This is a genomic window from Erythrobacter sp. AP23 (assembly GCF_001542855.1).
Classification (GTDB): domain Bacteria; phylum Pseudomonadota; class Alphaproteobacteria; order Sphingomonadales; family Sphingomonadaceae; genus Qipengyuania.
The window spans coordinates 357319-376986 of sequence record NZ_LNBY01000015.1; the positions used below are offsets into that span (position 1 = coordinate 357319).

General features: G+C 63.3%; 17 protein-coding genes and 1 pseudogene. 15 read left to right on the top strand and 3 right to left on the bottom strand.

Annotated features, from left to right (window positions below):
• Positions 1-120: 120 nt before the first annotated feature.
• The 6 genes from ASS64_RS08505 (at position 121) to ASS64_RS08530 (ending at position 5856) form a co-directional block, all read left to right on the top strand.
• Positions 121-1290, top strand: coding sequence for an acyl-CoA dehydrogenase family protein (locus ASS64_RS08505; RefSeq protein ID WP_067692688.1), 1170 nt, complete (start codon positions 121-123; stop codon positions 1288-1290).
• A gap of 119 nt (positions 1291-1409) precedes the next feature.
• Complete coding sequence (locus ASS64_RS16395) at positions 1410-2039, top strand: NYN domain-containing protein (RefSeq protein WP_083508246.1); 630 nt, start codon at positions 1410-1412, stop codon at positions 2037-2039.
• Between the two features lie 7 nt (positions 2040-2046).
• Complete coding sequence (locus ASS64_RS08515; RefSeq protein WP_067692693.1) at positions 2047-3657, top strand: carboxyl transferase domain-containing protein; 1611 nt, start codon at positions 2047-2049, stop codon at positions 3655-3657.
• A 74-nt stretch (positions 3658-3731) separates the two neighbouring features.
• A complete protein-coding gene (locus tag ASS64_RS08520; RefSeq protein WP_234002360.1) occupies positions 3732-4358 on the top strand; it encodes a 1-acyl-sn-glycerol-3-phosphate acyltransferase in 627 nt (208 codons plus the stop codon).
• A complete protein-coding gene (locus ASS64_RS08525; RefSeq protein ID WP_067692695.1) occupies positions 4355-5158 on the top strand; it encodes a DUF1295 domain-containing protein in 804 nt (267 codons plus the stop codon). The genes ASS64_RS08520 and ASS64_RS08525 overlap by 4 nt, the downstream gene beginning before the upstream one ends.
• A gap of 71 nt (positions 5159-5229) precedes the next feature.
• Entirely contained in the window at positions 5230-5856 is a 627-nt protein-coding gene (locus tag ASS64_RS08530) for a hypothetical protein (RefSeq protein WP_083508247.1), read from the top strand.
• Here ASS64_RS08530 and ASS64_RS08535 read toward each other — a convergent pair whose 3' ends face one another.
• Both ASS64_RS08535 and gyrB read right to left on the bottom strand, forming a co-directional pair.
• Positions 5857-6963, bottom strand: a complete 1107-nt coding sequence (locus ASS64_RS08535; protein ID WP_067692697.1) for an AI-2E family transporter — start codon at positions 6961-6963, stop codon at positions 5857-5859. It abuts the gene before it with no gap.
• 4 nt (positions 6964-6967) lie between these two features.
• Positions 6968-9490, bottom strand: coding sequence for a DNA topoisomerase (ATP-hydrolyzing) subunit B (gene gyrB / locus ASS64_RS08540; protein WP_067693153.1), 2523 nt, complete (start codon positions 9488-9490; stop codon positions 6968-6970).
• A 129-nt stretch (positions 9491-9619) separates the two neighbouring features.
• Here gyrB and ASS64_RS08545 point away from each other — a divergent pair, with 129 nt between their 5' ends.
• The 9 genes and pseudogenes from ASS64_RS08545 (at position 9620) to ASS64_RS08580 (ending at position 19219) form a co-directional block, all read left to right on the top strand.
• The gene (locus ASS64_RS08545) at positions 9620-11002 is read left to right on the top strand and encodes an L-serine ammonia-lyase (protein ID WP_067692703.1); all 1383 of its coding nucleotides are present in this window, start codon (positions 9620-9622) and stop codon (positions 11000-11002) included.
• Positions 11003-11045: 43 nt separating this feature from the next.
• Entirely contained in the window at positions 11046-12599 is a 1554-nt protein-coding gene (locus tag ASS64_RS08550) for a class I adenylate-forming enzyme family protein (protein WP_067692706.1), read from the top strand.
• Between the two features lie 651 nt (positions 12600-13250).
• Complete coding sequence (gene guaA, locus ASS64_RS08555) at positions 13251-14825, top strand: glutamine-hydrolyzing GMP synthase (protein WP_067692711.1); 1575 nt, start codon at positions 13251-13253, stop codon at positions 14823-14825.
• Positions 14826-14902: 77 nt separating this feature from the next.
• Positions 14903-15346: a CHRD domain-containing protein gene (locus ASS64_RS08560; RefSeq protein ID WP_067692712.1), complete on the top strand. Its 444-nt coding sequence runs from the start codon at positions 14903-14905 to the stop codon at positions 15344-15346.
• Between the two features lie 25 nt (positions 15347-15371).
• On the top strand, positions 15372-16232 hold the full coding sequence (locus ASS64_RS08565; RefSeq protein WP_067692715.1) for a hypothetical protein: 861 nt from the start codon (positions 15372-15374) through the stop codon (positions 16230-16232).
• A 66-nt stretch (positions 16233-16298) separates the two neighbouring features.
• Positions 16299-16382, top strand: a pseudogene (locus tag ASS64_RS17115) (hypothetical protein); the annotation flags it as partial.
• A 3-nt stretch (positions 16383-16385) separates the two neighbouring features.
• The gene (locus ASS64_RS08570) at positions 16386-17120 is read left to right on the top strand and encodes an ankyrin repeat domain-containing protein (protein ID WP_067692718.1); all 735 of its coding nucleotides are present in this window, start codon (positions 16386-16388) and stop codon (positions 17118-17120) included.
• Positions 17121-17157: 37 nt separating this feature from the next.
• The gene (gene nth, locus ASS64_RS08575; protein ID WP_067692732.1) at positions 17158-17871 is read left to right on the top strand and encodes an endonuclease III; all 714 of its coding nucleotides are present in this window, start codon (positions 17158-17160) and stop codon (positions 17869-17871) included.
• Positions 17872-17908: 37 nt separating this feature from the next.
• The gene (locus ASS64_RS08580) at positions 17909-19219 is read left to right on the top strand and encodes an NRAMP family divalent metal transporter (protein WP_067692735.1); all 1311 of its coding nucleotides are present in this window, start codon (positions 17909-17911) and stop codon (positions 19217-19219) included.
• Here ASS64_RS08580 and ASS64_RS08585 read toward each other — a convergent pair.
• Entirely contained in the window at positions 19192-19614 is a 423-nt protein-coding gene (locus ASS64_RS08585; RefSeq protein ID WP_067692740.1) for a hypothetical protein, read from the bottom strand. The two genes, ASS64_RS08580 and ASS64_RS08585, sit on opposite strands and share 28 nt — an antisense overlap.
• Positions 19615-19668: the final 54 nt, after the last annotated feature.

Sequence of the window (19668 nt, forward strand, 5' to 3'; positions counted from 1 at the left end):
TAGCGCCGCCGGCGCATGCCGGCCGCCAATTGAGGCCGCCTATTGGGTTTGCCCCGTGCCGCTTGCTCGGCTATCGGCCCGCTCCGCATACGAATTTTCGCGGAGCCCCAAGGAGAGAGCATGCGCGCGACCCCCGATTTCGATTTCCAGCTCGGCGAAAGCGCCGAGATGATTCGCGAGAGCGTCGGCCGTTTCGCCGACGAACAGATCGCTCCGCTGGCCGAAAAAGTCGACCGCGAGGACTGGTTCCCCAAGGAAGAGCTGTGGCCCGCCATGGGCGAGCTGGGCCTGCACGGCATCACTGTGAGCGAGGAGGATGGCGGCCTCGGTCTCGGCTATCTCGAACATGTCATTGCGGTGGAGGAAGTCAGCCGCGCCAGCGCATCGGTCGGCCTCAGCTATGGCGCGCATTCCAACCTGTGCGTCAATCAGATCGCGCGCTGGGGCAATGCCGAGCAGAAGGCGAAATACCTGCCCAAGCTCATCTCCGGCGAACATGTCGGCAGCCTCGCGATGAGCGAGGCGAGCGCCGGGTCGGACGTCGTCTCGATGAAGATGAAAGCCGAAAAGGTCCAGGGCGGCTACCTGCTCAACGGCACCAAGTTCTGGATCACCAACGCGACCCATGCCGATACGCTGGTTGTCTATGGCAAGACCACGCCCGATGCGGGCAGCCGCGGGATCACCACCTTCCTGATCGAGAAGGATTTCGACGGTTTCTCGATCGGCCAGAAGATCGAGAAGGTCGGCATGCGCGGCAGCCCCACCGCCGAGCTGGTGTTCGACGATTGCTTCGTGCCCGAAGAGAACATCATGGGCCCCGAAAACGGCGGCGTGGGCGTGCTGATGAGCGGGCTCGATTACGAGCGCGTGGTGCTCGCCGGGCTCCAGCTCGGCGTGATGCAGGCGTGCCTCGACACGGTCATCCCCTACCTTCGCGAGCGCAAGCAGTTCGGCAAGCCGCTGGGCAGCTTCCAGCTGATGCAGGCCAAGGTCGCCGACATGTATGTCGCGCTGCAATCGGCGCGCGCCTATACCTACGCGGTGGCCAAGAGCTGCGATGCGGACAAGACGACGCGGTTCGATGCCGCGGGTGCCATCCTGCTGGCGAGCGAGAATGCCTTCCGCGTTGCGGCGGAGAGCGTTCAGGCACTGGGCGGCGCGGGTTACACCACCGACTGGCCGGTCGAGCGCTACATGCGCGATGCCAAGCTGCTCGACATCGGCGCGGGTACCAACGAGATTCGCCGGATGCTGATCGGCCGCGAGTTGATCGGGGCGGCGGGTTAGAAGCCGATTCGTTGACTTTGTACAATTTCGTGCTATCTACACAGCATATCACCCACGGTGCTTCGGTGCCGTGGCGCACGGCGGCCCTTGTGGCCGCCGTTGCTTTTTGAGGAGGGCGGATGCGTACTCGGGTCTACATTGACGGGTACAACCTTTACTACTCGTGCCTCAAGCGGTCGGCTCATAAATGGTTGAATGTCCACGCTTTAGCTGTTGACCAGCTTCCGAAAAACCAGGTTGATCGAGTGCGCTACTTCACAGCCCGGGTAAGCGCGCGACCACATGATCCTACTCAACCTCAGCGACAAGAAACTTATTTTCGAGCTCTTCGCTCCATTCCGCAAATCGACCTCCATTTCGGTCATTTTCTGACCCACGAGGTAAGCATGCCCGACGCTGCTGCTTGGAATGCAGGAAACTATCTGCCGCGAAGGGTAATAAAGACCGAAGAAAAGGGCTCTGATGTCAACCTAGGCACACATTTGCTTATGGATGCGTTTGACGACCTTTTCGATGTTGCTGTGGTTGTCAGCAACGACAGTGATCTAGCTGAACCCATAAGAATGGTACGACAGCGCTTTGGTAAAGCCGTCGGCTTGCTCGGCCATCGGTCGGTGAGAGTGAGTGGCAAGCTGAAGCCCTTGGCTAGTTTTATTCGCTCCTTTCCAACCAGCGCGCTGCTGAAAGCGCAATTCCCCCAACAAATAACAGACGGCAACGGGACATTCTCGAAGCCAAATCAATGGTAATACAACAGTGACCGCACCCACCCTCACCTCCACGCTCGACCGTGAGGCGCCCGACGCCAAGGCCCGCTTCGATCATAACAAGTCGCTCGCAAAGGAGTTGCGCGAGCATGTCGCCGCTGCCGCGCTCGGCGGGTCCGAAGGCAGCCGCGAGCGGCATGTCGGTCGCGGCAAGCTGCTCCCGCGCGAGCGGGTGGAACGGTTGCTCGATCCGGGCAGCCCCTTCCTCGAGATCGGCCAGCTCGCCGCCAACGGCATGTACGGCAAGGACGAGATCAACGGCGCGGGGATGATCGCCGGGATCGGGCGCGTGTCCGGCCGGCAGGTGATGATCGTGTGCAACGATGCCACCGTGAAGGGCGGCACCTACTACCCCATGACGGTCAAGAAGCACCTGCGCGCGCAGGAGATCGCGCAGGAGAACCGCCTGCCGTGCATCTACCTCGTCGACAGCGGCGGGGCGAATCTGCCGCACCAAGCGGAAGTCTTCCCCGATCGCGACCATTTCGGGCGCATCTTTTTCAACCAGGCCAACATGTCGGCACTGGGCATCCCGCAGATCGCCTGTGTGATGGGCAGCTGCACCGCGGGCGGCGCCTATGTCCCCGCCATGTCCGACGAGACGGTAATCGTGCGCAACCAGGGCACGATTTTTCTCGCCGGACCGCCGCTGGTGAAGGCCGCGACGGGTGAGGAAATCAGCGCAGAGGACCTAGGTGGCGGCGACCTTCATGCCAAGAAATCGGGCGTGGTCGATCACCTCGCCGAGAATGACGAGCACGCGCTCACTATCGTGCGCGATATCGTCAGCCAGCTCGGCGCGAATACAGGGGCTGCGAAGGACGTTGCGCTCAAGGACCCGCGCCCGCCCAAGTTCGATGCCGACGATCTCTACGCCATCGTCCCCGAGGACGTGCGCGCACCGTACGACGTGAAGGAGATCATCGCGCGGCTGGTCGACGGCAGCGAGTTCCACGAATTCAAGCAGCATTACGGCTCGACGCTGATCTGCGGCTTTGCGCATATCTGGGGCATGCCGGTGGCGATCCTCGCCAATAACGGTGTGCTTTTCAGTGAAAGCGCGCGCAAGGGCGCGCATTTCATCGAGCTCGCCTGCCAGCGGCGCATTCCGCTGCTGTTCCTGCAGAATATCTCGGGCTTCATGGTCGGCGGAAAATACGAGGCGGAGGGCATCGCCAAGCACGGCGCCAAGCTCGTCACCGCGGTCGCCACCGCAACGGTGCCCAAGATCACCGTGGTGATCGGCGGCAGCTTCGGCGCGGGCAATTACGGCATGGCGGGCCGCGCCTATTCCCCGCGTTTCCTGTTCACCTGGCCCAATGCGCGTATCAGCGTGATGGGCGGCGAGCAGGCGGCGAGCGTGCTGGCGACAGTCCACCGCGATGCCGACAGCTGGAGCGAAGAAGAGGCCGAGGCGTTCAAGGCCCCGATCCGCCAGAAATACGAAGACGAGGGCAATCCCTATTACGCCACCGCCCGCCTGTGGGACGATGGGGTGATCGATCCGGTGCAGACCCGCGATGTGCTCGGCCTTGCCTTTGCCGCGACGCTCGAGGCGCCGATTCCCGAGAAATCCCAGTTCGGCGTCTTCCGGATGTAATCGGCGGCATACCGCTGCATCCCTATCGCTTTCCCCAACGTAGCTGCTAGGTCTGGCTTACAGGGGAGAGAGAATTGTCGTCCAACGGGCTGCGCCGCAAGCGTTCGATCCTGTCGCGCATCGTGCGGCGGATCATCATGGCGATCTATCGTTTGAGGGGCTGGAAGCTCGACGGGCACCTGCCCGACATCCCCAAGTTCGTCATCGCGGGGGCGCCGCATACGTCGAACTGGGATTTCGTTTTCTTCATCGGCGCGACCGCCGCGGAAGGCGTGGAACCCAATTTCATGGGCAAGCACACGCTGTTCCAGGGTGTGATGCGCAACTTCATGTTCGATATGGGCGGTATCCCGATCGACCGGACGCGGCGTGCCAACATGGTGGACCAGATCGCCGACGAGTTCGAACGGCGCGATCATCTCGCCCTGGTTGTCGCCGCAGAGGGCACGCGCAACTCCAGCGGGGAATGGAAATCGGGATTCTACAATATTGCGCGTGCCGCCCGCGTGCCGATCGTGCCCGCATGGGTGTGTAACGAGCGACGACTACTCGGCTTCGGCCCGGCGATCGTGCCGACCGGGAATTATGGCGAAACGCTTCTTGAAATCGCCCGCTTCATGCGCTCCAAACTGCCCGAATACGGGCGCTTCAGGGTTCTGGAACAACAGGCCCAGCGCCTGATCGAGGAGAATGCGAAATGATCGTCGAAGCGCTGTTCGCCAATGCGGTGATCCTGCTGGGCATGGCGCTCGTCCTGTGGGTGATCGCTGTGCAGATCGACGATGTCAGCTTCGTCGATGCCTATTGGGGCGGAGGCATGGCGCTGATGGCTCTGGTCAGCTGGCTGCGGCTTTACGAGCCCGGACCGCTGGCCACGCTGCTGATGGCGATGGCGGTGATCTGGGGCGCGCGGCTCGCCATCTACCTCTTCATCCGCTGGCGGCGCGAGGGGGAGGACAAGCGCTACAAACGCATCCTCAAGAAGGACCGGGAAAAGGGACGCTTCGCGATCGCCGCACTGACCAAGGTTTTCCTCGGCCAGTCGGTGTTGTTGTTCATGGTCTCCAGTCCCGCGCAATATGGCATTCTCGAAGCAGGATCGCTAACGCCGATCAGCGGCCTGGCGTTGCTCGGCTTCGCGATCTGGGCCATCGGCATTTTCTTCGAATGGGTGGGCGACTGGCAGCTTGCGCGCTTCAAGGCCGATCCGGCCAACGAGGGCGAGGTGATGGACAAGGGGCTGTGGCGCTATACTCGTCATCCCAACTATTTCGGCGATGCCTGCGTGTGGTGGGGCATCTGGATCGCTGCCGCCTCGGCCGGCTGGTGGGTCGCCGCAGCGACCGTGATCGGGCCGATCTTCCTGACTTTCACGCTGACCAAATGGTCGGGTGCGCCGCTGCTCGAAGGGGGAATGAAGAAATCGCGCCCCGGTTATGCGGAGTACAAGGCGCGCACCTCGGCCTTCTTCCCGCTCCCGCCCAAGAAATCCGTCGGCTAAGCCCGTAAGGGGTTTAACCGGCGCGCATCCGTCCCTAATTTGCCGGAAGGCCAATTGGGGAGCGCGCCAGCGTGAGCGAGAAGGACATCGACGAATTGCGCAGTCGCTTCGCGCGCGAGGCGATGACGCTGATGGAGCGCACGGGCGAAGAAGTCACCCGCACCCGGCTGGCTGCCGAGCTTAAGATCGCCCGCTCACGGGTCGAGGTGGTTTTCCCCGAAGACGGCGATCTGTTCGAGGCAATTACCGCCGAATGGTTCGCGCCCAAGCTCGCCGTCATGGACGAGGTGATGGCCTCCGACCTACCGCCGCGCCGCAAAATGTACGAATTCTTCGCCCGCCGCTTTCGGTTGCTGCGCAAGAATTTCCGCGACGATCCGGCGACCTTCAACCTCTATGTCGAAATGGGCGAGCGCTACTTCGAATATGCGCGCAGCTATATCGACCTCGGCGATCATTATCTGTGTGAGCTTATCGCCGAGGCACAGGCAGAAGGATTCCTCGAAGGCCTCGAGGTCGACACCGCCTTGTCGCTGATCAACCAGATGGTGATCTGCTATTTGCAGCCCTACCTGATCGCCATGCTCGACGAACGGCTGAGCGAGGAGAAGCTGGCGCTGATCGTATCGGCCATATTCGACGGGCTCGACGCCAAAGATGGCGGCGCGCGCGGTACGAAGGATATCCGCGCGGCTTAGTCAGGCTCCGGCCTCGCGCTCGGGCCTCTCGGCTGCGCTCGCGCCGTCGGGCCCGCGTTGCTCGGCAAAGATCCCCCAGGCCGCGAGGAACAGCCCGCAGACCAGCGGGCCAACGACGATGCCCGACAAGCCCATCGTGGCGATCCCGCCAAGCGTGGTGACGAGGACCAGCCAGTCGGGAATGCCCGTATCGCGACCGACGAGGATCGGGCGCAGGACATTGTCCGCCATGCCGATCAGAGCGACGCCCGAGATGATGACCACCACGCCTTCCCAGATCGCACCCGTCGCCAACAGATAGATCGCCGCCGGGACCCACACGATCGCCGGTCCGAGTGCGGGTAATAGCGAAGCGATCGCCATGATCACGCCAAGCAGCAGGACCGAAGGAATGCCCACGATCCAGAAGGTCAGCGCCCCCAGCGCCCCCTGTACCAGCCCGACCACGACCGAGCCCTTGATCGTTGCACGTACGATCATGAGGAAGCGTTCGGCGAGGCGGTCGGCGACAGGGCGCTCCATCGGCAGCGCCGCGAGGATCGCATCGCCGACCGCGCGCCCGTCGCGCAGGAGGAAAAAGCTGACATAGAGACCAACGGCGAAAGCCAGCACGAAGCCGAAGACGCTGCCGCCGATGGCGATGGCCTGGGTTGCGATGAGTCCCAGACTGGCTTGGACGAAGGCGGTTGCGCGCTCCTGCACCGCGACGAAATCGCCAAAGCCGGCGCTGGCGAGCGAGGTCTGGATATTGGCGGGAAGCGCAGCGAACACCCGTTCGAAGTAGATCGAAACGTCGATATCGCCGTCGCGAAAAGCCAGAAAGAGCCCAGCGGCCTCGTCGACCACGGCGCTGCCGATCCAAAATGCCGGCAGGACGACCGCAAACAGGATCACCACCATGCTGGCGAGCGCGGACTGGCTTTCCTTTTCCGGGCGCTTCTCGTGAAACCAGCGATAGAGCGGCTGGAACAGGATCGCGCCCAGCGCCGCCCAGAGAAGCGGGCGCGCGAAGGGCAGTACGACAGCCAGCAAGGCCGCCGAGACGAGGCCGAGGAAGAGCAGAAACCCGCCCTGCTCGACCCCCTTGGTTGCCTGCCCCCCGCTCACTCGGTCAGACGTCCAGATTGGCGACGTTGAGCGCGTTGTCCTGGATGAATTCGCGGCGCGGTTCGACGACGTCGCCCATCAGGCGGGTGAAGATCTCGTCGGTCACATCGGCATCCTCGACCTTCACCTGCAGCAACGCGCGGTTGTCGGGATCGAGCGTGGTTTCCCACAGCTGCTCGGCATTCATTTCGCCAAGACCCTTGTAACGCTGGATTTTCTGGCCCTTGCGTCCAGCGGCGATGACGGATTCGAGCAGCTGCGTGGGGAGGGTGATCGCATCGTCGGCAAGGATCGGCGCATCGTCCTCCGTATCGCTGGCATCGACCTCATCTGCCTCGGCGCCGGTCCCGCTTCGCACGAGCCGCATGGGGCTCGTGTAAAGATCCGCAAAGTCATGCGCGACGCGGTGGAGCTTGCGTGCCTCCGCGCTGTCGAGGAAGGCGGGATCGATCTCGTGGACGTCGGTTACCCCGCGCCAGAGTCGGCTGAGGCGGACCTTGCCGTCCTCGCCGGTCTCGGCGCTCCAGCGCGCTTCGGGATCGCCCATCTGCAGGTGCGCGGCAACGCGGTCGAGCGCCGCCGAGCGGTCCCCTTGCGGATCGAGCGCGCCAGCGAGCGCCATCGCCTCGATCAGGTCGGTCTTGTACTTGCGCGGCACGAAGCCGAGCAGGTTGCGCATGCGAAGTCCGTGTTCGACCAGCGCTTCCAGTTCGCCGCCGCCGCGAACGCCGCCGCCTTGGGTTTCGAGCACCCGTCCGTCGAGCCCCTGCGCGATCAGGTAGCGATCATAGGCTGCCTGGTCTTTCAGATAGACCTCGCTCTTGCCGCGGGTCACCTTGTAGAGCGGGGGCTGCGCGATGAAGAGGTGCCCGGCCTTGACGATCTCGGGCATCTGGCGGTGGAAGAAGGTGAGCAGAAGCGTGCGGATATGCGCGCCGTCGACGTCGGCGTCGGTCATGATCACGATCTTGTGATAGCGCAGCTTTTCGAGGTCGAATTCGTCGCGCAGGCCCGTGCCCATCGCCTGGATCAGCGTGCCGACTTCCTTCGACGAGATGATCCGGTCGAAACGCGCGCGTTCGACATTGAGGATCTTGCCCTTCAGGGGCAGGATCGCCTGCGTCTTGCGGTCGCGGCCCTGCTTGGCCGAGCCGCCCGCCGAATCACCCTCGACCAGGAAGAGTTCGCAATTGGCGGGGTTGCGATCTTGGCAGTCGGCGAGCTTGCCGGGGAGCGAAGCGATGCTCATCGCGCCCTTGCGGCTCATCTCGCGTGCCTTGCGTGCGGCTTCGCGTGCGGCGGCGGCATCGATCACCTTCTGGACGATCGCCTTGGCCTCGTTCGGGTTTTCCTCCAGCCATTCGCCCATTTTCTCGCCCATCAGCGATTCCAGGGGCTGGCGAACTTCCGAGCTGACCAGCTTGTCCTTGGTCTGGCTGGAGAATTTGGGATCGGGCAGCTTTACCGATACGATGGCGGTCAGGCCTTCGCGCATGTCCTCTCCCGAAAGCGAGACCTTTTCTTTCTTCAGCAATCCCGAGTTGGATGCGTAATTGTTGAGCGTGCGGGTTAGCGCGGTGCGGAATGCGGCGAGGTGTGTGCCGCCGTCGCGCTGCGGGATGTTGTTGGTGAAGGTGAGGACGTTTTCGTAATAGCTGTCGTTCCATTCGAGCGCGACGTCGATGCCGATGCCGTCCTTTTCTGCCGAAACCGCGATCGGTTCGGCCACCAGCGCCTGCTTGTTGCGGTCCAGGTATTTGACGAAGGCGGCGATCCCGCCTTCGTAGAACAGGTCGTGCTCGAGAGGCTGCTCGTGCCGTTTGTCGCGCAGCAGGATGCGCACGCCCGAATTGAGGAATGCGAGCTCGCGATAACGGTGCTCGAGCTTCTCGAAATCGAACTCGGTGACGTTCTTGAAGGTGTCTTCGGAAGCCTTGAAGGTGACGCGCGTGCCCTTCTTGAATCCGTTCTCGTCAGGGTTCTGCTCGACCTTGGGCGCATCGCCCACAATGCGCAGGCTCTCGACCGCATCGCCGTGCTCGAAGCGCATCCAGTGCTCCTTGCCGTCGCGCCAGATGGTGAGTTCGAGCCATTCCGAGAGCGCGTTCACCACCGAAACGCCCACGCCGTGCAGCCCGCCCGAGACCTTGTAGGCGTTGTCGTCGCTGGTGTTCTCGAACTTGCCGCCCGCGTGCAGCTGGGTCATGATGACCTCGGCCGCCGACACGCCCTCTTCCTTGTGCATGTCGACAGGGATGCCGCGGCCATTGTCTTCGACCGACACGCTGCCATCGGGATTTAGTTCGATCAGGACGAGGTCGCAGTGACCGGCGAGCGCCTCGTCGATCGCATTGTCCGACACTTCGAAAACCATGTGGTGGAGACCCGATCCATCGTCGGTATCGCCGATATACATGCCAGGCCGTTTGCGCACTGCGTCAAGGCCCTTGAGGACCTTGATCGAGTCTGCGCCGTAACCGTTCTTTTTCGGCGCTTCTGCGCCCGTATTTTCAGGGGTATCGTCCATGCCGATCATATAGGCTTTCGGTGGCGGAAATCCAAAGTTTTGCCGCCGATTTTACCCACAGATTGACGTATCCCCGGTTTCAGCTGCAACCGGTTGATTTCGGCATGCGAAAAGCGCATCCCGCGAGCTATGCTTTCGGTACTCGACATCTTCAGAATCGGGATCGGCCCCTCGTCCTCGCACACGGTCGGGCCGATGCGGATTGCGCGGACCTTCGTCCGGGCGCTGGCCAAGTCGGGCAAGCTGGACAAGACCGCACGAGTGGCCGTCGAATTGCAGGGCTCTCTGGCGCTGACGGGTGTGGGTCACGGGACGGTAGATGCCACGATCCTCGGCCTGATGGGCTTTGCGCCCGACACGACCTGCCCCGACGAAGCGGCGGTCGCGCTTGATCGGCTGCGCAGCAACAAACGACTCAAACTCGGAGGCGCGCGCGAGATCGCATTCGACCCGAGCGGCGATATCGAGCTCGCAGGGCATATCATTCCCGATCTGCACCCAAATGGCATGACGCTGACTGCCTATGATGACGCGGCCAAGCAGCTGTCCAAGCGCACCTATTATTCGACCGGCGGCGGCTTCGTCGCCTCCGAAGCGCAATTGAAGCGCAAGCCCAAGGACGACCGGATCAATGCGGGCGCGCGCGTGCCGCATGATTTCGGTTCGGCGGAAGAGTTGCTCGCGGCATGCGAGGAGGCCGGCCTTCCGATCGCGGAACTCGTTCTTGCAAACGAGGATGCCTTCCGCCCGCGCGACAAGACGCTCGACGGCATCGACCGTATCGCCAGCGCGATGGACCAGTGCATCGATCGCGGGCTCACCCAGCGCGGCATTCTGCCGGGTGGGTTGAAAGTCGCGCGGCGTGCGCCCGATCTGTGGGACAAGCTCTCCGCCAACCCGCAATCGAACGAACGCGAACAATTGTTCGACTGGCTCAATTGCTATGCCATGGCGGTGAACGAGGAGAACGCCGCCGGCGGGCGCGTGGTCACCGCTCCGACCAATGGAGCAGCGGGTATCATCCCGGCGGTCATCCGCTTCTATTGCGAGGACGAGGGCGCTCGCTGTACCGAGCGGCGCCGCACTTTCCTGCTCACCGCGGGCGCGATCGGGCTGCTCTACAAGCAGCGCGCGAGTATTTCTGGCGCCGAGATGGGCTGCCAGGGCGAGGTCGGCGTCGCCTGCTCGATGGCTGCGGGCGGGCTCGCGGCGCTGTGGGGCGCCTCGCCCCAGCAAGTCGCCTGCGCGGCGGAAATCGGCATGGAACACAATCTCGGCCTGACCTGCGATCCTGTCGGCGGGCTCGTGCAGGTGCCCTGTATCGAGCGCAACGCCATCGGCGCGGTCAAGGCGGTCAATGCCGCGCGCCTCGCGCTGCACCGGCCCGAGACCGACACCCGCGTCAGCCTCGACCAGGTGATCGAGACCATGCGCCAGACCGGGCTCGACATGTCGAGCAAGTACAAGGAGACGAGCCAGGGCGGTCTGGCGGTCAATGTGATCGAATGCTGATCTAGTCTCTCGACAGGCGCGTGCGCAGCGATAGGGTGCGCGCATGGGAGAGACACAGATTGCCGCGCTGGCCGAACCCTTCGGCAGCTTTCCGCAAATCATCGCCGCCAACGCCGCAGCCCTGGGCAGCCAGGTCGCGATGCGAGACGACGATGGCGAGCTGACCTGGTCCGAACTGGGCGACAGGGTCGAGCGGATCGCCGCGCGGCTGGCAGAGGAAGGTTTCGAGCGAGGCCAGTCGGTAGCAATCCTCGGCTATTCCTCGATCCCCTATGCGCTGGTGTTTCTCGCCGCGGTGCGCGCGGGCGGAGTGGCAGCGCCACTGACCACCAGCGCCAGTCCCGACCAGCTAGCCGGAATGGCGAGCGATTCGGGCGCGCAGCACATCTTCATCGATCGCGCGAAGCTGGTCGAACTGGGCGAGGATTGCTTCGCGGGCATGACGCGCGTCGTGCTCGACGAAGATCTCGATAGCTGGATGGCGCCGGAAGGGACCATCGCACCGGCTTTCGACCCGCAACCGGGCGATCCGTTCAACATAATCTATTCCAGCGGGACGACCGGCACGCCCAAGGGTATCGTCCATTCGCACCTGATGCGCTGGCGGCAATTCGCATCGACGGCGGCGAGCTGGCTCGAGAGCGGCCTGCCGGTGCGCACGCTGGCCTCGACTCCGCTGTATTCGAACACCACCATGGTTGCTTTCCTGCCACCACTGCTTGCGGGCGGGACCGTGAGGGTCATGCGCAAGTTCGACGTGCTTCGGTGGCTGGAATTCGCGCAAGACGACCGGGCGACCGCGACAATGCTGGTGCCGGTTCAATACCGGCGCCTGATGCAGGAACCGCGCTTCGATGACTTCGATCTGTCCAGCCTGCAGCTTAAGTACTGCACCTCCGCGCCTTTCCCGGCAGACCTGAAGCGCGAAGTTCTCGACCGGATGCCCGGCGCGCTGATCGAAATCTATTCGATGACCGAGGGCGGGGTGGTGTGCCTGCTCGAAGCGCACAAGTTCCCCGACAAGCTGCACACTGTCGGCCGCCCCGCGCCGGGCAGCGAATTGAAAGTGCTCGACGATGCCGATAAGCCCGTGCCGCCGGGCGAAGCGGGCAATCTGATCGGGCGCAGCCAGACCATGATGGCAGGTTACAAGAACCAGCCGGATAAAACGCGCGAAGGCTACTGGACCGATCCCGAAACGGGCGAAGTGTGGCAGCGGATGGGCGATATCGGCCGTGTGGATGCCGAGGGTTTCGTCGAGCTAGTCGGCCGCGCCAAGGACATGATCATCTCGGGCGGGTTCAACATCTTCCCCGTCGATCTCGAAGGCGAATTGCTGCGCGAGGCCGAGGTGGTCGAAGCCGCAGTAATCGGCGTGCCGAGCGAGCGTTGGGGCGAAACGCCCGTGGGATTCGTTACCCTAAAAAACGGTGCGGGCGACTGCGAGGCGATCCGCGAGAGGGTCAATGCGCGGCTGGGCAAGACCCAGCGCCTTGCCCAGCTTCACGCGATCGAAGACATGCCGCGCAGCCATATCGGCAAGCTGCTCAAGACCGACCTGCGCGCGGAGGCCGAGCGGCGGGGCTTGCCCGTCTAGATTACCGTCGGCGAGAGCAGCAGGCTGGTTAGACCGGCGGCCAAAATGAGGGCGGCGAAACGGTTTGCGACATCGAACATGACAAATCTCCTTGCGTGAGTGTGCAAGGACGTTCGCGTACGCCTTTGCGAAAGTTACACGAGCGAATCGCTGCGAGCGTTTCGAGACGCGGCGCCGACTTCTAGGGGGGAGGGAGAGGAATGTCGGCGGCCGCGTCTCTACTCGCTGCCATATCGCCTCGCCGGTGCGGGGGGCCGGTGGCCGGCCGCTATTGGCGAGGAAGGCCAGAAGCACGGTTGCTTGGGGGACCGACGCTCCTGCAAATCGTCCGGGACGGAGTATCAGGGGTCACCGTCCGGCTGTGAAGTCGGTAATAATCTTTCAGTCGAGTGATAGAAAGTGAGAAAAGGTTGAACGACGTTGCGTTTTGCGCAACGCAGTATTCATATGCATTTGGGCCTGATGAGCGGCATTCCGCTATTCCCGGCGGGAGAAGGTCCGGGCATTCCTTGCGAATTGCATCGAAATGCACAGCCGCAATGTCGAGCAGGCACCGCCGCAAGCGCCGCTAGGCCCGTTCTCCAGCGTCTGCCACTCAATCGGTTCGCTGGTGCTGGACAGGCGTGGCGCGCTGGCCTTAACGGGTGCGCCATGCAGGCAGAACATCTTCCCGATTCCATTCTGATCGTCGACTTCGGCAGTCAGGTCACCCAGCTTATTGCACGCCGCGTGCGCGAGGCGGGGGTCTATTCGGAGATCGCACCGTTCACACAGGCGGAAGATGCCTTCAATCGGCTCAAGCCCAAGGGTGTGATCCTGTCCGGCGGCCCGGCCAGCGTGCCCGATGAAGACAGCCCGCGCGCGCCCGACATCATCTTCGGATCCGGCGTGCCCGTACTCGGCATTTGCTATGGCCAGCAGGTCATGACCCACCAGCTCGGCGGCGAGGTCCGCCCGGGGCATGAAACCGGCGAGGGCGGCGAGTTCGGCCGCGCATTCTGCGAGGTGTCGGATGAATGCGTCCTTTTCGACGGCCTGTGGAAGCCGGGCGAAACGCACCAGGTTTGGATGAGCCACGGTGACAAGGTTACCCGGATTGCCGAGGGTTTCCGTATCGTCGCAACAAGCTCCGGTGCGCCCTTCGCGCTGATCGCCGATGACGAGCGCCGCTATTACGGCACCCAGTTCCATCCCGAAGTGGTCCATACGCCCGATGGCGGCAAGCTGCTGGCCAATTTCGTGCGTCACGTCTGCGGCCTGGCGGGCGACTGGACCATGGCCGAATTCCGCAAGACCAAGATCGCCGAAATCCGTGAACAGGTCGGCGACGGCAAGGTCATCTGTGGCCTGTCGGGCGGCGTCGATTCCGCGGTTGCCGCAGTCCTCATCCACGAGGCGATCGGCGAACAGCTGACTTGCGTATTCGTCGACCACGGTCTGATGCGCATGAACGAGGCCGAGCAGGTCGTCACGCTGTTCCGCGACCATTACAATATCCCGCTGGTCCACGTGGATGCCGAGGACATGTTTCTCGAAGGGCTGGCCGGCCAGACCGACCCCGAAAAGAAGCGCAAGTTCATCGGCGGCGCCTTCATCGACCTGTTCGAGGCCGAGGCCAAGAAGATCGGTGGCGCGGATTTCCTCGCACAGGGCACGCTTTATCCCGACGTGATCGAAAGCGTCAGCTTTACCGGCGGGCCCAGCGTCACGATCAAGAGCCACCACAATGTCGGCGGTCTTCCAGAACGTATGAACATGCAACTGGTCGAACCCTTGCGCGAACTGTTCAAGGACGAGGTCCGCGAATTGGGGCGCGAGCTGGGCCTGCCCGAGATTTTCGTGGGCCGCCATCCCTTCCCCGGCCCGGGCCTGGCCATCCGCATCCCTGGCGAAGTGACCAAGGAACGCTGCGACATCCTGCGCAAGGCCGACGCGATCTACCTTGAGGAAATCCGCAATGCGGGTCTTTACGACGCGATCTGGCAGGCCTTCGCCGTGCTGCTGCCGGTCAAGACCGTCGGCGTGATGGGCGACGGGCGCACCTACGACAGCGTCTGCGGACTGCGTGCGGTGACCAGCACCGATGGCATGACTGCCGATATCTATCCCTTCGACAGCACTTTTCTCAGCCGCGTCGCCACGCGCATCATCAACGAGGTACAGGGCATCAACCGCGTGGTATACGACTATACGTCGAAGCCCCCGGGCACGATCGAATGGGAGTGAGGCCAGCGGAGGCCGGGGAACATCCCCCACAGCCTCCCGTTCCAATTGCGAGACTTATTGTCGCAAGGGGAGCCCCAATGATCCGTCGCACGCTTGTCACCGCCACCGCTGCTATCGCTCTTACCGGCTGCGAAACGGTCCAGCAGACCTATACCGAGGCCATTTCTTCGACCTATACTGCCGAACTAAGCGGCGCGAACGAGGTGCATCCGGGCGATCCCGATGGGTCGGGGTTGGCGGAAATCAGCTTTGCCGACGAGCTTACGCGGGTGTGCTGGGACCTGAGCGATCTTGAAAACATTGCGCCGATCACGGGCGCGCATATCCATCGCGGTGCCGCAGGAACGGATGGTCCAGTGGTCCTCCCTCTCAAGCAGGCGACCGAGGGCGGCTGGCGTGGATGCAGCAGCGATACCTCGTGGGTGCAACAGGCCTTCGACGAAGGCATCGGCAATTATTACGTGAACGTCCACACGGCAGAATATCCCAGGGGCGCAATTCGCGGACAATTGCAGCAGTAGAGCGCAAAGCGGGGAGGGGCGGGACTTGACTTCGATATCTAGCGGAACAGTCCTCCTCATACCGCTGACGCTTTGCCTTGCCGCATGCGCAACCACGCCGGACGTCGCGACAGCGCTTGACTGCAAGGCTCCCGAAAAGCTGGGCCTGTACGATCCCTCGCGCGATCTTCTGGTTGCCAATTACGATTCCAAACCCGACGTCGATGATTTGCAGGCGGTCGCGGGGCTGGGATCGGTGCTCAGGCACCCCGACTATGCCTGTATCGACTATATCGCCACCGCCGGTGCCTATGGCTCGCAGGGCGGGAAGTTTCTTCCGGCAGCACAGCTCTTCACTCTCGCATTCGGCGCCAAGTGGTTGGACGCGCACACCGATCGCGATGCCACGGTCGTCGCGCTCGCCGAGCGGATGCACACGACTATTGCGCGTGGCGGCAGGGTGTGGGTTGCCGAGGCGGGGCAGTCCGACGTGACCGCTGCTGCGGTCGAGCAGCTGCCAAAGGACATGTGGACCGGCGTTCACGTGGTCCAGCACAGTTATTGGAATGAAAGCATGACCAGTGACGAGGCGATGCAGACGGTCGTCTACAACACACGCTATCACCGCATCCAGGACGGCAATTTCCCTGACAATGGCTCGCCCGCCTTCAATACGACGGAAAATCGGCACTGGCAGGCGCTGCTCGCCGACCCGCACATCGGCCCGATCTGGGCCGAAGCAAAACGCCTGTCCGACCTTCACAACCCGGTAGCTGCCTATGTGAACCCGGCGGTCGCTGCAGGTGGGCTCGATTTCTCGGATACGGTCGAAATCGCCTACATCTTCGGCTTTGACGACATGGAGGGTGTCGGGGATTTCGTGGAGCGGTTTGCGCGCGGCGAATAGACGGAGCCAACGGGACGAGCGCGGAATTCGGGCCATGGGAGCGTCGCCCGCGGCCGTGTCGCCTCCCACATCACCAATGATGTTCAGCGTATCAATCGGCTGGTGTATGACGGTGCTTCGAAGCCGCCCACCAATATCGAATGGGAGTAGTCAATGCAGCCAGACGAAGTGCTGATTCGCATCGCCTCCGGGCGGACCGACCTGTTCGTCGATCTGTTGAAGCGCGACGACTGGCGCGACGTTTTGACGCAGGGGCGCATCAAGCCGCTGCAGTGGCTGGTCTATTACGACGACGTCACTGCAATGAAGCTGGTGCTCGATGCCGGCGGGGACTTGTCGAGCATCGACCTCGATGAAGAATTGGGAAACGCCGCGTTCTTCGGTCACTGGAAGATGTGCGACTTCCTGCTGATGCAAGGCGCCGATGCGCGCTATGCCAATGCGGACACCGGCGAAACCGCGCTCCACAGTGCCTTCTGCAAGGCGGGTCGTCCCCACTACAACTATGTCGTCCGGCTGCTGCTCGAGCATGGGGCGGATACCAATGCCGCGACCGTGCCGGGGCGGGAAACCGGCGGGTTCATGCGCGATGTGAGAACGCGCGGTGAAACTCCGCTGCACCGCGCGGCCGCGTTCGCAGACCCGCGGGGTATCCAGCTATTGCTCGATCATGGAGCCGACAAGGAAGTGCGCGACGCCCATGGCGATACGCCGCTGGCCTGGGCGAGCTGGCATTTGCGTCCCGGGGCCGTGCTGTCCTTGCTGGCCTATGGGGAGCACCGGATCACGCCGGCCCATGTGGAGAGAAACACCAGCGACCACGGTGCGGGGTGGGGCAATGCGATGGAACGCAGCCTGCTTGGCGACTATCTACCGGAATCGCTCTAACCGGCGCGGGATCCCACCCGATTTCGATTGAAACAGATTGACTGAATTCGAACTCCCTTTCGAGCCCGATCCGCGTAGCGAAACTCTGCGTCGGCTACAGGCACTGCTGGTCCAGCGCTTCGGGCATATCGAACGCGCGGCCGCGAGTTGGCGGCGGCCCGAATGGGTGCTGGTGCAAGGAGTGATCGGCGCGCGGACCAAATCCGAAATCTCCAATGCGGCGACGGATCGCCTGCTGAAACGCTGGGGAAGCTGGGAGGCGGTCGCCGATGCCCCGCTGGAAGAATTGCAGGCGGAGCTTGCGACTCAGACCTATCCCGCGATCGCTGCCGAGCGGCTCAAGGCGAGCCTCTCCGCACTGATCGACTTGCGCGGTGCGGTGGATCTTGCGCATCTTGCGGATATGGAAACCGGACCGGCGATGGAGTGGCTCGAACGCCTGCCCGGCATCGGGCGCAAGATCGCGGCGGGAGTAATGAACGCCAGCACGCTCGACCGCCGCGCTGTCGTGCTCGACGGACATCACACCCGCATCCTCCAGCGGATGGGGCTGGTTCCCGCCAAAGCCAGCACGGCACGCGCGTTCGACGCGATCATGCCGGCCATGCCCGAGGAGTGGTCGGGCGCGGATTACGACGAGCATCACCTGCTGATGAAGAAGCTCGGCCAGACCTGGTGTCGCCCGTCGGCACACCACTGCGCCGCTTGCCCCGCGCAGGCGCTGTGCGAAACGGGAGCCAAGCGCGCCTGATTGCGGCGCGCCTCGGCTTGCGTCACAAGGGCTGGCGATGAAGCGTATCGGTTCGATCCTGTTGTGGTCCGCAATCGCGGCGGCGTTCATTGGGCCCGGTACGGTCGCCGCGGCGGCGAGCGCGGGTGCGAATATCGGCCCGGCGCTGCTGTGGGCTATCCTGTTCTCGGGCATCGCGACCTTTACCTTGCAGGAATTTGCCGGCCGTCTGTCGGTGGCGACGGGTGACGATCTCGCAACCGTCCTGCGCCGTCGCTACCCGAGAGGCTTTGCACGCGTGGCCACCTTGTTGCTGGTCGGCGGCGCGGTTCTGCTGGGCTGTGCGGCCTACGAAGCGAGCAACATACTCGGCGGGGCGGCCGGCGCGATGCTTGCGATCGATCTGTCGAAGGACGTGGTGACCGTGATCCTGGCGAGCGCCGCGGGCTGTTTGCTGCTCGCCGGATCGCCGCAGGGAGTAGCACGGCTCATGGCGATCTTCGTCGCGCTGATGGGCGCCGGGTTCCTGCTTGTGGCGATTTCGCTGGCTCCTGCCATCGGCCCGCTGCTTTCCGGTCTCGTCCCGACCCCCGGTTTCGCGGACGATCCCGCCGCCTTGCTGGCAGTCCTGGCGCTCGTGGGGACGACTGTCGTGCCCTACAATCTGTTTCTCGGAGCGGCGTTGGCGCGCGGGCAGAGCCTGGACGAAATGCGTTTCGGCCTCGCCGTTTCGGTGGGCCTTGGCGTACTCATCACTGCTGCGATTCTGGTCGTCGGAACCGCGCTTGCCGGGGAGTTCTCCTTCGCGGCACTGGGCGACGCGCTTGCCGCGCAGCTTGGCGGCTGGGCGCGAACCGGTTTTGGCATGGGCCTGCTCGCTGCGGGGGTTTCTTCAGCGGTGACCGCCCCTCTTGCGGCCGCATTGACCGCGCGGGGCCTGTTCGGCGCGGCCAACGATCCTCGCTGGCGGGCGAGCGGCTGGCGCTTTCGTTCGGTATGGTTCGCCGTTCTCGTTATCGGATTGGGTTTCGGATTGGCGGCTATCAAACCCACTCCCGCGATTCTTGCAGCTCAGGCTTTCAATGGCGTCCTGCTGCCGCTCGTCGCGCTTTTTTTGCTGGCGGCTATGAACGACGATTCGCTGCTGGGCGACAAGGCGAATGGCCTTGCCGCCAACGGGTTCGGACTTCTGGTGGTGGGCGTTGCGACAATGCTGGGCCTGACCGCAGTGGCGCGCGCGGCGGGCGCTGTGCTCGGGTTCGCCCTGCCGGATCCGGGATTGATGTTGCCCGCCTTCGCTCTGCTCGGCGTGTTGGCGGGCCGCGCGATTATGCGCCGTGCTCAACCTTCGGCGTCGACCTTGTTATAAGGGACGAATTCGTCGAGGAAGATGACGCCGCTGAAAAAACCGCTAAAGCGGTCGACCAGATGAATCTGGTCGGTACGGCACAGGCTCGTGCCATCGAACCGCCGGATGACCATCACATCGCTATCGTCGATGCTCTCGGGATTGCGCGTATAATTGACCCATATGGTCTTGCCGTCGCGATAGGCCAGCGCAGTACCATCGATTTGCGTCAGGTTGCGGCTTCCGAATGTACGGATACACTGCCGGGGTTCGCCAGCCTCGCGCCCTTCGAGCAACTTGGCCAGCTTCTCTTCACCACGGGTCATTTCGACAGGCTCTTCGGCGGTCTCTTCCGCCTGGGCGGGTGCGGCCAGGAGGCCGAGCGCGGCAGTGGCGAGGGCAAGGTGCTTGAGCATGGCGAGTCTCCTGATGAGCGAGCAGATACTATATCACAAAGCCTGAACCTGCGA

Bases quoted from the DNA above. Each gene is read 5' to 3' on its own strand.
- ASS64_RS08525 (WP_067692695.1), top strand. From the start codon at position 4,355: ATGATCGTCGAAGCGCTGTTCGCCAATGCGGTGATCCTGCTGGGCATG.
- ASS64_RS08560 (WP_067692712.1), top strand. From the start codon at position 14,903: ATGATCCGTCGCACGCTTGTCACCGCCACCGCTGCTATCGCTCTTACC.
- ASS64_RS08580 (WP_067692735.1), top strand. From the start codon at position 17,909: ATGAAGCGTATCGGTTCGATCCTGTTGTGGTCCGCAATCGCGGCGGCG.
- ASS64_RS08585 (WP_067692740.1), bottom strand. From the start codon at position 19,614: ATGCTCAAGCACCTTGCCCTCGCCACTGCCGCGCTCGGCCTCCTGGCC.
- gyrB (WP_067693153.1), bottom strand. From the start codon at position 9,490: ATGGACGATACCCCTGAAAATACGGGCGCAGAAGCGCCGAAAAAGAAC.
- ASS64_RS08570 (WP_067692718.1), top strand. From the start codon at position 16,386: ATGCAGCCAGACGAAGTGCTGATTCGCATCGCCTCCGGGCGGACCGAC.
- ASS64_RS08545 (WP_067692703.1), top strand. From the start codon at position 9,620: ATGCTTTCGGTACTCGACATCTTCAGAATCGGGATCGGCCCCTCGTCC.
- ASS64_RS16395 (WP_083508246.1), top strand. From the start codon at position 1,410: ATGCGTACTCGGGTCTACATTGACGGGTACAACCTTTACTACTCGTGC.
- ASS64_RS08505 (WP_067692688.1), top strand. From the start codon at position 121: ATGCGCGCGACCCCCGATTTCGATTTCCAGCTCGGCGAAAGCGCCGAG.
- guaA (WP_067692711.1), top strand. From the start codon at position 13,251: ATGCAGGCAGAACATCTTCCCGATTCCATTCTGATCGTCGACTTCGGC.
- ASS64_RS08550 (WP_067692706.1), top strand. From the start codon at position 11,046: ATGGGAGAGACACAGATTGCCGCGCTGGCCGAACCCTTCGGCAGCTTT.